The following is a 12,122-nucleotide window of genomic DNA, read 5'->3' as shown; positions in this document are numbered from 1 at the left end:
GAATATAAGAATTTCCCCCGCGGCTTCAAGCGCCCCGCTAAAGTTTCCAGCGCCGTGAGATATGCCACACGCCCCCGATCAGCCCCAGAATCCCCAGCCAGGAGCCCAGCGGCAGACCGGCCACCAGGGGTCCCGCTTTGGCAAGCACCGGCCCCATGGTCAGCAAAAGCGCCGCCAGCACCAGCCCGCCCGCGATGCGCCGCGCCGCCTGTTCCAGCGCGCGGGCGAGATCGCCGCCGCCCGCCAGGGTCACTTCGGCGCGCAGTCTGCCCTCGCTCAGGCGGGCGAGGCCTGCGCGCAGCAGATCGGGGGCCTCTTCGCCAAAGGCAGCGGCGGCGCCCGCGAAATCGCTGAAGCGCGCGGCCAGCTCTTCGGGTTTCGGCAGCGCCAGAAGATCGCGGGCGACAAAGGGTTTCGCCGCAGTGATGCTGTCGAAGGACGGATCAAGGAGTTTCATGGTGCCATCCGCCGTGGCCATGGCCTTGAACAGCAGCACCAGATCCGGCGGCAGGGCGAGATTTTCCTCGCGCACCATCTCCATGATGTCGGTGATCGCCCGCGAGAGGTCGAGCCCCCTGCGGCTGTGCCGCGCGATAAAGCGCCCCGCCGCCGCCTCCAGCGAGGCGGGGGGCGTATGAATGTTGTCGGCCCCGCTCCAGCGCAGCAGAAGTTTGGCAAAGGCCTTTGGGTCGGCGGTGACAATGGCTTTGAGAAAGGCCATCAATTCGCGCTGCCGCGCGGTGGTCAGGCGACCGACCATGCCAAAATCAATAAAGGCCATCTGATTGCCGGGCAGCGCAAAGAGATTGCCCGGATGCGGATCGGCATGAAACACCCGCTCGACCAGCAGCGAATGCATGAAGGCCTCAGCCCCCACAGCTGCCAGGGTCGGGCCATCCAGCCCCGCCGCCGCCAGGGCTTCGGCATCTGAGGGGGGCGTGCCGAAGATGCGCTCCTGCACCATCAGATCGCGCGAGGAATACGCACGCCAGAGCTTTGGCACCCGCACTTTCGGAAAGCCGGCCAGGTTGGCGGCCATTTCTTCGGTGTTCTCTGCCTCCTCGGTCAGATCAAATTCGGCGCGGATGGCGCGGGCCAGCTCGCGCACCATGGCCGCAGGCTGATAACGCGCAACGCCCGGCGAAAGGGCCGCCGCCCGGGCTGCGGCATATTCAAGCAGGCGCAGATCGGCCTGAATGCGCTCTTCCTGGTCGGGGCGGGTGATTTTGATGACCACATCCGTGCCATCGAGCAGCTTTGCCGCATAGACCTGCCCGATCGAAGCCGATCCGATCGGCTCGGGGGTGATCGCGGAGAAGACCTCGCGCCAGGGACGGCCAAGGGCGGTTTCGGCGCGGGCCTCCATCTCAGACCAGGGCAGCGGCGTGACCCTGGCGCGCAGATGGCTGAGCGCATCGGCCCAGGGGGCGTCAATCAGATCGCGCCGCGTTGAGAGGATCTGCCCCAGTTTCACAAAGACCGGGCCCAGCGCCTCCAGCGCCTGGCGCAGGCGGGCGGGGGTCAGATCCTCGTCGCCCCGGGCGGGGCCGGGGGATAATCCGCCGCGCTCCAGCAGCCAGCCGCCGCCGAAGCGGGTGAAGGTCGCAATGATTTCCGCCAGTCTGCGCGCATCTCGCAAGGGAAGAGCCACCCGCTACCTCATCTTTCGCGCCGCAGTTGCGGCTGATAGGGGGGCAACGTTGCAGCCGCAGGGCGGCTCCGGAGTTATCGCTCAGAAGCGTGCAGGGCGGCTTGCCAGAGGGGCGGAGCCTCCGGTATGTTCTTGTAATGTTCATGGTGGGGCCGGGTGATGTGCAATCTCTATTCCCAGACCAGAAGTCAGGATGCCATGCGGCAGGTCTTCTCTCAGGCCCTGCTCGCCGGAGAGGCATTGCAGGACAACAGCGGCAATCAGCCGGTGCTGAGGCGGATTTATCCCGATTACCGCGCTCCGGTCATCACAGTTGCAGCGGGGGGCTTTCAGATCACCACCGCGCGCTGGGGGATGCCTACGCCGCAGGCCTGTCTGGTGGGAAAGCGCACCGATCCCGGCGTCACCAATATCCGCAACACCGCTTCTGCGCACTGGCGGCGCTGGCTGGGGGTCACGCACCGCTGCCTCGTGCCCTTTGATGCTTTCTCAGAGCCGGACACCCGCCCCGGGGCTGCGCGCGGAAAGCCCCTGTGGTTTGCGCTGGGCCAGGATCGCCCGCTGGCCTTCTTTGCCGGGATCCATACCGAGTGGACCTCGGTGCGCAGGCTGAAAGAGGGCGCGGTGACCACCGATCTCTTCGGCTTTCTGACGACAGAGCCCAATCGCGAAGTCGCGGCGGTGCATCCCAAAGCCATGCCGGTGATCCTGAGCAGGCCTGAGGACTGGCGCCGCTGGCTGAGCGCGCCGCTGCCGGAGGCGCTGTCTCTGCAGCGCCCTTTGGAGGATGGCAGCCTGGAGGTGCTGGAGGATGTCACCGATGAGCCCCTTTGATCTGCGCCCCGCCCGGGTGCATGAGGCGGGCGGCTTTGCGCTTTATCAGGCGCTGCGCCACCAGGGGCCGGTGTTTCATGCACCCGGGCGCTGCCCGGGGGGCGGGTGCTTCATGCCTGGAAGGTGCTGCGCAACAAAAGAGGGCCCGGCCGCAGCCGGACCCTCGATTGGGATGGGACAGGCGCGCTCCGGCTGCTGGCGCCTGAGAGGCAGCCGGAACTGAGCGCCTGAGCGGGCTCAGCGCCAGATATTGGGGTCAATCCCCGGACCAAAGCCCGGGTGATCGGCGGCGATGAAGCGCGGCTGCTGACCGGCTTTGCGCTGGGCAAAGTAGTCCTTCGTCAGCCGTGTGACCGTGCCGGTCATGGCCACAATGGCAATCAGATTGACCACTGCCATCAGCCCCAGCGAGGCATCGGCCAGGTTGAACACCGTGGCAATGGTCTGCAGCGCGCCCCAGACCACCATGACCAGCACCAGACAGCGCAGCACCAGAAGCCCGCGCCGGGTGGCAAGACCCAGATAGGCCATGGCCATTTCCGAATAGGCGTAGCAGCCGATGATGGTGGTGAAAGCGAAGAAGAAAATCGCAATTGCGATGAAGGTGGGGCCAAAGCTGCCGATATGCTCGGCCAGCGCGGCCTGGGTCAGCTGGGTGCCGGTCAGCTCGCCTCCGGGGGTATAGATGCCCGACAGCAGAATAAACATCGCCGTACAGGTGCAGACGATGATGGTGTCGATGAAGACCGCAAAGGCCTGGACAAAGCCCTGGCTGGCCGGGTGGTGCGGATTGGGCGTCGCGGCGGCCGCGATATTCGGCGCCGAGCCCATGCCCGCCTCATTGGAGAACAGCCCGCGCTTGACCCCGTTCAGCATGGCCGCTGCCATCCCGCCCGCGACACCGCCCGCCGCCTCCTGAAGGCCGAAGGCATGGGTGAAGATCTGCGCGAAAACCCCCGGGATCTCAGCGAAATTGACCGCCATCACATAAAGCGTGACCAGCAGATAGATCCCCGCCATGAAGGGCACGATATATTCGGCCACCGTGGCGATTTTGCGGATGCCGCCAAAGATCACCAGCGCCGTCAGCGCCGCCAGCGCCAGCCCCGTGCCCAGCCGCGACAGGCCAAAGGCCCCCTCCATGGCCTGTGCGATCGAATTTGACTGCAGCGCATTGACCACCAGCCCGACCGAGAGGATCAGACAGACCGAGAACAGCGCCCCCAGCCAGGGCATCCCCAGGCCACGGGCGATGTAATAGGCCGGACCGCCGCGATAGACCGCTCCGGCATCTCCGGGCTGGCGGACCTTATAAAGCTGCGCCAGGGCAGATTCCGCATAGGCCGTGGCCATGCCCACAAAGGCCACCACCCACATCCAGAAGATCGCCCCCGGACCGCCCAGAACCAGCGCCACCGCCACCCCGGCGATATTGCCGGTCCCCACGCGCGAGGCGAGGCTGGTGCAGAGCGCCTGAAAAGGCGAGATCCCGTTCCCGTCGCCCGTTGAGGGCGCAAGCGTGCAGCGGATCATCTCGCCAAAGCGCAGTACCTGCTGCAGGCGCAGCCGGATCGAGAACCAGATCCCCACCGCGATCAGCCCGTAGATCAGAACATAACCCCAGATGATGGAGTTGATGAAATCGACGACTCTGTCCAAACTGATACTCCCGGGCCGCTCAGGCGACAGACACCCCGGCCATTCAGCCCTGATGAGGCCGGGAGCGCTTGCCTTACACCCGGAAGCCCGGAATTTGCAGAGCCGAAATCGTCGCGGCTGTTGTTTGCGGACGAAAGCAGGATGCGCCTGCCGGCCCGGTCCTGACGAGCTGCCAGGTACTGAAAGGGTCGCGCGCAGGGGGGGAAGCTTTTGAAAAACGAGGGCATTTGCCCGATCTTCCCCGTGCCAGGCAGGTTCCCCCCTTTGAGGTATGACGCTCCGGGCGGGATCTCCCCCGCCTCCCCGCCCCAAACTGCGTTTCAGCAGCCTGTGAGAAGCTCCGCACAAGCGCCCCTGCGCAGGAGGTGGCGGGCAGCGCGTTGGTATCACGCCCCGCTGTGGGGGAGAGGAGGCGGCGGGTGCTGCAGGCTCAGGTCCGGCACAGGCCTGACTTCGGAAGGACACCGCGCCCGGAAGCCCTGGCAGGGGCGCGCGGGGGACCCCAGGCTTGCCATCCGGGGTGCCGGGGGGCATAACGGGGCCGCACCCGCGGGCGTGATCTGCGGGCTCAGGCGTCAGACCGGACAGATTATGCATTCGCTTTCCAATCTCTCGGCTGTCTTTCCCCTTCTGGTTGGTCTCAGGGCAAACAATGTCTGAGGGTTGCCGGAGCGCTTAGGGCGTAAGGCAACCCGAAATCCGACGAACCCTTTATTGCCCCGCCTGCAAAAGGCCGGGGCCTGACCGTTCACGGGATTTGACATGACACTCTGGACCACTCTGACCCGCGCCGCGACGGCGTCGGGCGATGATATTCATCTGCGCCAGCGCGGTGAGACCTTTGAGATCCGCTATAACGGCATCGAGCTGATGTCCTCGTTCAACCACCAGTCGGAGGATCAGCTGGCGCTGCGGGCCATGCGCCGGATGAACTTTGCGGCGCGGCGCATTCTGATCGGCGGCCTTGGCCTTGGCTATACCGCCCGGGCGGTTCTGGATCTGGCGCTGCCGGAAGCAGAGGTGCATGTCTGCGAGCTGATCCCCGAGATCGCCGCCTGGAACCGTGATGTCTTCGGCCATCTCGCAGGCCATCCGCTGGGGGATCCGCGCTGTCATCTGCATGTCGAAGATGTGCAGGCCCATATGGCGCGGCAGGCGGAGCAGTATGATCTGATCCTTCTCGACACCGACAACGGGCCCGATTTCATCATCCGCCCGGAAAACACCCCGATCTATGAGCAGGGCGGCATTGCCCTGGTTGAGGCCGCCCTCGCGCCGGGCGGGCTGGCCTGTTTCTGGTCGGCCACCGCCTCGGAAGCCTTTGAGGCGCGGCTTTCGCAGCGCGGCGCGCCCTGGACGCGGGATGATATCGCGCTGGTGCCGGGGCGGGTGGATGCCATGCACCACCTTTATTCGCTGCAAAAGCAGGGGGTGGCGCTGAAGACAGCGGCCTGAGCCGGGGCGCCCGTCTTCGCGTTCCTGCGTTGACGGCGGCGCGGCTTTGCGCCTCACTGCGGCGCAAAGCCGTCTGAGGAAAGCCCGCCGCGCCATGATCTCTCACGCCCTTCGGCAAAGCCCGGTTGCCGTCATCTCTCTGGCGCAGCTTTTTGGCACCTCGCTGTGGTTCAGCTCCAATGCCGTCACCCCGGAGCTTTCGGCGCTCTGGGGGCTGACGGCGGCGGGGATCGGCTGGCTGACGGCAGCGGTGCAGGCGGGCTTTATCGCGGGCACCCTTCTGCTGGCGCTGAGCGGGCTGGCGGATCGGTTTCGCGCCACGCATATCTTTGCGGTCTCGGCCGTTCTGGGGGCGGCGCTGAATGCGGGCTTTGCGCTTTTGGCAGAGGGGCTGGCCGGGGGGCTGGTGCTGCGCTTTCTGACCGGGCTGAGCCTTGCGGGGATCTATCCCATCGGGATGAAACTCATGGTGCGCTGGGCCCCGGAGAAGGCGGGCTGGGGGCTTTCGGTGCTGGTGGCCATGCTGACGCTGGGGACGGCGCTGCCGCATGGGATGCGCGCGGCAGCGGGCGGGCTGCCCTGGCAGGGGGTGATCCTTGCGGCCTCGGGCCTGGCGCTGGTCGCTGCGGGGCTGGTGCTGGCGCTGGGAGAGCCGCAGCGCGCGGCGGCGGCGGCGGCGGCGGCGCGGCCCCCAGGCCTGAGAGAGACCCTTTCCGGCCTGCGCGCGGCCTTTCGGCTGCCCGCCTTTCGCAGTGCCGCTTTGGGCTATTTCGGCCATATGTGGGAGCTTTACGCCTTCTGGACCCTGGTGCCGCTGCTGCTGGCGGTGCGGCTGAGGCCTGAAGCCCCGGGGCTTGCGCTTTATTCCTTCGGGGTGATCGCAATCGGGGCTTTGGGCTGTATCCTGGGCGGGCTGATCGCGCGGCGCACATCGGGGCAAGCGGTGGCGCGGGCCTCGCTGGTGATCTCAGGGGCCTGCTGCCTGCTGGTCGGGGCCTTTGGCGGGGCGCTGCCGCTTTGGCTGTTCGGAGCGGTCTTTCTGATCTGGGGGGCGAGCGTGGTCTCAGATTCCCCGCAGTTCTCGGCGATCTGCGCCACGGCCTGTCCGCCCGCGCTGGTGGGATCGGCGCTCTCTATGATGAATGCGGTCGGCTTTGCCATCACCATGGTCTCGATTGCGCTGACCACCGCGGTCGCGGGGGGGCTGGGGCTGCAGACAGCGCTGCTTCTGAGCCTCGGGCCGCTGGCGGGGCTTTTTGCCCTGCGCGGCGCGGGCGCTCAGGAGGCGCGCCGCCGCGCCTGACCGCCGACCCGCGCTAGCAGGATCACCGGCAAAATGCCAACCGCCACAATGGCCAGCGCCGCGATCGAGGCCTCTTCATAGGTGCCGCGCGCGGCCTCTCCGTAAAGATGGGTGGCGAGGGTCTCAAAGTTCAGCGGTCGCAGCAGCAGCGTGGCCGAAAGCTCTTTCATGCAGTCCACAAAGACCAGCAGTCCCCCCGCCGCAATGGCCGAGCGTGAGAGCGGCAGATGCAGGCTGAAGACCGTGCCCGCCGCACTGCGCCCCATGCTGCGGGCGGCATGGTCATAGCTGCGCGGAAAACGGGTGAGACCCGCCTCGGTGGAGCCTGAGGCAATGCCAAGAAACCGCACCAGATAGGCATAGCCAAGCGCCATGCCCGAGCCGATCAGCAAAAGCCCGGTCGAGACGCCGAACCAGCTTTGCATCGCGGCATCAAGACTGCGGTCAAACCCGGCCGAGACCGTCAGAATGCCGATCGCCAGCACCGTGCCCGGCATGGCATAGCCCAGCCCCGAGATGCGCTGCGCGATCTGCAAAGCATGCGAGGGAAAGAGCCTTGCCCCGCAGGCAATGATGACGCCGCAGATCAGCACCGCGAGGGTGGCCAGAGCCGAAATGGTGAAGGAATTGCCCGCCTCCCGCAGAAGCTGCGGTGAGAGGCCCGCGGTATGGAACCTTTGCACCGCCTCTGCCGCCAGATAGCCCGCCGGGATCAGAAAGCCAAAGACCATCGGCAGGGCCGCCAGCGCAAACATCCCCCAGGCGCGGGGGCCACGGATCAGCAGCGGCTCAATCATCCGCGCGCGCTGCGCATTGACGCTGTAGCGCTGGTTGCGCCGCGCCCAACGCTCCAGCGAGACCAGCGCCACCACCAGCAGCAGCATCGCCAGCGCGATCTGCGCCGCCCCCGGCAGATCCGAGCGGGTGACCCAGGTGGTATAGACCGAAATCGTCAGCGAACGGACGCCGAGAAACTCAGAAGCGCCGATGTCGTTGAGGACCTCCATCAGCGCAAGGCTGACCCCCACGGCAATCGCGGGCCGCGCCGAAGGCACAGCCACCCGCCAGAAGGCCTGCCGCCGCGACAGCCCCAGCGTGCGCGAAACCTCCAGCAGGTTCGCCGCCTGGGTCATAAACATCGCCCGGACCGGCAGATAGACATAGGGAAAGAGCACAAGGCTCAGCAGCACAATCGCCCCGGGCATCGAGCGCAGATCGGGCAGGCGGAACTGCCGCGGGCTGGTATAGCCCAGCATCTGGCGCAGGAATTCCTGAACCGGACCAATGGGATGCAGAAGATCTAAATAGGCATAGGCCACGATATAGGTCGGCACCGCCAGCGGCAGCAAAAGCCCCCATTCCAGCAGACGCCGCCCGCGGAAGTCCCAGGCCGTCACCGCCCAGGCCAGCAGCGTGCCGCTTAGGGCCACCAGCACGCCCACGCCGCCCATCAGGATCAGCGTCTGCCCAAGCGCATGGGGCAGCACCGAGCCCATCAGATGCGACCAGAGCGTCACCGAGCCCCTGGAGGCCTGCCACAGCAGCGCCAGAACCGGGGCCAAGACCAGGGCCGCAATCGCCAGGATCACAAAAAACCACACCCCCCCGGCAGGGCGGGGGGGCAGGGTCAGCCTGCGGTGCAGGGCCCCGGACAGGCGCAGAGCCAGGCCGGAGCGTCCCGCTTTCTCAGTTGTCGAACCCGACATTATCTACCAGTTCACTTGCCGCTTTGCGGTTCTTGACGAAATCGGCCAGCGGCAGGCTGTCGACCTTCAGCTCGCCGAAAGAGGCGACGATCGGATCCAGCGCCACGCCCGGTTTCACCGGATATTCGTAATTTGCCTCGCCATAAAGCTTCTGCGCTTCATCGGAAACCAGAAACTCCAGCAGTTTCACGGCATTCTCTTTGTTCGGCGCATGTTTCGCCACGGCCGCGCCGCTGACGTTCACATGGGTGCCGCCGTCTTTGAAGGTCGGCAGGATGACATCAATGCCATCGCCCCAGGCCTTCTGCTCATCGCCGCTTTTGCCCGAGCGCATGAGGCCCACGTAATAGGAATTGGCCACCGCCAGATCACAGATCCCGCCCAGAATGTCTTTCGCGCCGTCGCGGTCGCCGCCGCCGGCTTTGCGTGCCAGATTGGCTTTCACGCCCTCAAGCCAGGTTTTCGTGGCCTCGGGGCCATTATGGGTCAGATAGGCCGCGATCAGCCCGGTGTTATAGGGGTGCTGGCCCGAGCGGATGCAGATCCTGCCCTTCCACTTCGGGTCGGCCAGATCGTCATAGCTGATCTCTTTGAGGCCGATTTCTTTGGCGGCATAGACCACCCGCGCCCGCATCGAGAGGGCAAACCATTCGTTGTTTGCATCGCGCAGATTGGCCGGGATCGCGGTGTTCAGCACCTCAGAGGTGACGGGCTGCGTCAACCCGCGCTCGACCAGATCGACCAGATTTCCGGCGTCCACGGCCATCAGCAGATCCGCCGGAGAGCTTGCGCCCTCAGAGACCACACGCTCGACCAGGCCGTCTTTCAGAAAGACGGTGTTCACCTTGATGCCGCTGTCGGCGGTGAAGGCCTGCAGCAGCGGCTCAACCAGACCCGGCTCGCGCGAGGTGTAAAGGTTAAGTTCCTGCGCAAAGCTGCCAGCCGCGCTGAGCGCGATGAGGCTTCCGGCCAGCAGCAGGCCTTTGACTGAAGTGATACGCGACATGAAGATCTCCAACCGTGGCTCTGTCCGGGGCGAAGATACAGATTTGCCGAAGTTTGTTAAGTGTTTTTGTCGGATTTCGAATTCTCCTGACCAGGCAGGGCGGGAGCGCCCTCCGGATCGTCCCCGTCCCGCGGGAAAATATGCACCTCGGCGTTATTGGTCAGCAGGCTGACCTGCGCACCGACGGGGGCAGAGATACGGCGGTGGCTGTGCATCCGCAGCGGCTCTCCGAGGGGGTGGATCTGCAGTTCAATCTGCTCACTCTCTCCCACGAAGGTCTTTGAGAGCACCCGCGCCGGGATCCCCTCGCCCTCCTGGCCCAGCGACAGCGCCTGGGGCCGGATGCAGGCCAGCGCCAGGCTTCCCTCCGGCAGATCAAGCGCACCGCGGAAGGTGCCGATCGGCGTTTCCAGATGGCCCTGCCGCCAAAGGCCGGTCAGCCGGTTGCAGGGGCCGATGAATTCCGCCGCATAGGGCGAGACCGGGTGGTCATAAATCTCAAAGGGCGTGCCGGTCTGCTCGACCCGGCCTGCGCGCATCAGAACGATCTGATCGCCCATGGCCAGCGCCTCCTGGGGATCATGGGTGACGACGATGGCGGTGGCCGCAAAGTCGCGCAGGATGGCCAGGGTCTGGCTGCGGACCTTTTCGCGCAACCCCTGATCGAGGTTGGAAAAAGGCTCATCCATCAGGATCAGATGCGGCCGTGGCGCCAGCGCGCGGGCCAGCGCCACGCGCTGCTGCTCTCCGCCCGAAAGCGCGTCCGGATAGCGGCGCAGAAGGTGGGTGATGCCGATATGTCCGGCCGTCTCTTTCACCCGCTGCATCCGCTCTGCGGCGGGCAGGCGGCGCAGGCCAAAGGCGATATTGTCAAAGACATTGAGATGCGGAAACAGCGCATAGTCCTGAAACATAAAGCCGATGCTGCGGTCTTCGGGTTCGACAAAAGCCTCCGGCCCTGACAACAGCCCCGAGGCCCCCAGAATGCGCCCGGACTGTGGCCGCTCAATCCCCGAGATCAGCCGAAGAAGCGTCGATTTTCCGCAACCCGACTGCCCCAGAAGACAGGTGATCTGTCCGGCCGGGATCTCCAGCGAGACTTCAGACAGCACCTGATTTCCCGAAAAAGCATGCGAGACCTTATCGAGGGTCAGGGCAGTCTGTGTTGCGACGGGCATGGCAGCCTCTCAATAACCTCAGAGATAAGACCATTCCTAAAGCGAAGCGGCCGCAGGAGCCAGATCGTGTCTGCGCCCGAAGTTCACCTGATGGTCCCCGTGGGGCGATCTGATCAGCGCTGAACCGCGCGTGGCGGGGGGCTTTGGCTCTCGGTGCAGGTGCTGAGTTCCGCGAAGGCGCGCGCCCCTGAGCCGGGTCATTTTCGTGGGGAGTGATCCATGTGAGCCTTCCTTCATTGCCGCGAGCGGCGGAGTGCCCTGGGGGGATGCACATGGGATTTTTGAATGTTCTCCGTCGGATCGCACTTCTGGAGAGGCTGCCGATCCGGAAGATATCCCGGCCTGTGGGCCCTGGGTCACAACCCCATAAAGAGGGATTTGCATTCTGATAGGATCGCGCTTTGGTTCACGGTGCCAAAATGCAGCAAGCCGCATCCGTCTGCGGAGAAAATGGCCGGCGGGCTGAAAGCCGAAGTGAGCCACTTGCGCGAAGACCTGCGCAGGCAAGAGCAGATCCATGCGGAACTGACCGCCCGGACGACATCGGTTCATATGGCGCAGCGGCAGTGTCTGGCCGCAAATGGCGCGCCACACGGCGGGAAGAGTAAACCTCGGGCCGAGGCGACTTCGCCTGGCTGAGTTTTCAGCCAGGCGAGGCTTGCCAATTTGCCCCAGGTGAAGAGGACGCTCATCCGGGCTGAGAGCGCCCCAGGCTGCAGCTGGCGCCTGTCAGCCTGTCGCACAGCCGCCCTTTTGGGTCCGCGCTTATATGCGTCAGGCCCATGAGATGCTGTTTTGATGCCCACGGGCATCGGGTCCGGATGCCGGGAGGCGTCCCGCCACGCAGCATCTGCGACAGTGGAGCCGGACCGCATTTGGCCCGAGGCCTGGCAAAAACGCGGATGGGCGCAGATTGAACGCGGCGGGGCCAAGAGCGGCCCGAGTGAACAGGCGCTGTCCGGACATGAGCAATCCTTATATCTTCAAACCTTAGCTTTGCAATTGCGCGGCAGGTTGGACCTGCGCCGCTGTGACACCACCGGTTCAAGCGCCGTCGGCGCAGGGGCAAGTCGGAAAGAGCGCTCAGGGTTTGCCGTCACCGATTATGGCCGCCGATGCCCGGCTGCCCGGATAGCAGCCGTGGCTGCAGACACCTCTTGCACGAGGTCCTGCAGGGCTGCATGCCGGGGCCGGCGTAAAGGCCTGGCAGGAGGAGCAGACAGCGCTCATGACACGGCCTGCGGAACTCAGGACCTTTGTTGAGCAAACAAAAGGGTGCCCCGACCTGCTTAGGTGTTCAGTCCCGGCATCTGGTGGATCGGATCGAGGA

At 65.4% G+C, this 12,122-nt stretch carries 8 protein-coding genes; 3 read left to right on the top strand and 5 right to left on the bottom strand.

Annotation, left to right across the window (positions count from 1 at the left end; genetic code table 11):
* Positions 1–37 precede the first annotated feature (37 nt).
* The gene (locus tag EG244_RS15315) at positions 38–1,651 is read right to left on the bottom strand and encodes an ABC1 kinase family protein (RefSeq protein ID WP_124966009.1); all 1,614 of its coding nucleotides are present in this window, start codon (positions 1,649–1,651) and stop codon (positions 38–40) included.
* A gap of 159 nt (positions 1,652–1,810) precedes the next feature.
* Between EG244_RS15315 and EG244_RS15310 the strand changes: the two genes are divergently transcribed.
* Positions 1,811–2,485, top strand: coding sequence for an SOS response-associated peptidase (locus tag EG244_RS15310; protein ID WP_124966007.1), 675 nt, complete (start codon positions 1,811–1,813; stop codon positions 2,483–2,485).
* A gap of 237 nt (positions 2,486–2,722) precedes the next feature.
* Here the strand turns inward: EG244_RS15310 and EG244_RS15305 are convergent, their stop codons facing one another.
* On the bottom strand, positions 2,723–4,144 hold the full coding sequence (locus EG244_RS15305; protein ID WP_124966005.1) for an alanine/glycine:cation symporter family protein: 1,422 nt from the start codon (positions 4,142–4,144) through the stop codon (positions 2,723–2,725).
* Positions 4,145–4,906: 762 nt separating this feature from the next.
* Here EG244_RS15305 and EG244_RS15300 point away from each other — a divergent pair.
* Together EG244_RS15300 and EG244_RS15295 are read left to right on the top strand one after the other, a co-directional pair.
* Positions 4,907–5,599, top strand: coding sequence for a spermidine synthase (locus EG244_RS15300; protein WP_124966004.1), 693 nt, complete (start codon positions 4,907–4,909; stop codon positions 5,597–5,599).
* Between the two features lie 94 nt (positions 5,600–5,693).
* Positions 5,694–6,902 carry an MFS transporter gene (locus EG244_RS15295; protein WP_124966002.1) on the top strand — a complete coding sequence of 403 codons (1,209 nt, stop codon included), beginning with the start codon at positions 5,694–5,696 and terminating at the stop codon, positions 6,900–6,902.
* Here the strand turns inward: EG244_RS15295 and EG244_RS15290 are convergent.
* From EG244_RS15290 to EG244_RS15280, 3 genes are read right to left on the bottom strand one after another with little or no spacing between them, the layout of a single operon-like run.
* Positions 6,878–8,608 (bottom strand): ABC transporter permease, encoded by a 1,731-nt coding sequence (locus tag EG244_RS15290; protein WP_124966000.1) that lies wholly within the window; start codon positions 8,606–8,608, stop codon positions 6,878–6,880. The genes EG244_RS15295 and EG244_RS15290 overlap by 25 nt on opposite strands.
* Positions 8,589–9,614 (bottom strand): Fe(3+) ABC transporter substrate-binding protein, encoded by a 1,026-nt coding sequence (locus tag EG244_RS15285; protein WP_124965998.1) that lies wholly within the window; start codon positions 9,612–9,614, stop codon positions 8,589–8,591. Before EG244_RS15285 ends, EG244_RS15290 begins: the two co-directional genes overlap by 20 nt.
* Positions 9,615–9,670: 56 nt before the next feature.
* Positions 9,671–10,792, bottom strand: a complete 1,122-nt coding sequence (locus EG244_RS15280) for an ABC transporter ATP-binding protein (protein WP_124965996.1) — start codon at positions 10,790–10,792, stop codon at positions 9,671–9,673.
* Positions 10,793–12,122 lie beyond the last annotated feature (1,330 nt).

It is taken from the genome of Falsigemmobacter faecalis (assembly GCF_003863335.1).
Classification (GTDB): domain Bacteria; phylum Pseudomonadota; class Alphaproteobacteria; order Rhodobacterales; family Rhodobacteraceae; genus Wagnerdoeblera; species Wagnerdoeblera faecalis.
Note: the sequence above shows the minus strand (reverse complement) of the source record. Positions and strands in the feature narration are given on the sequence as shown.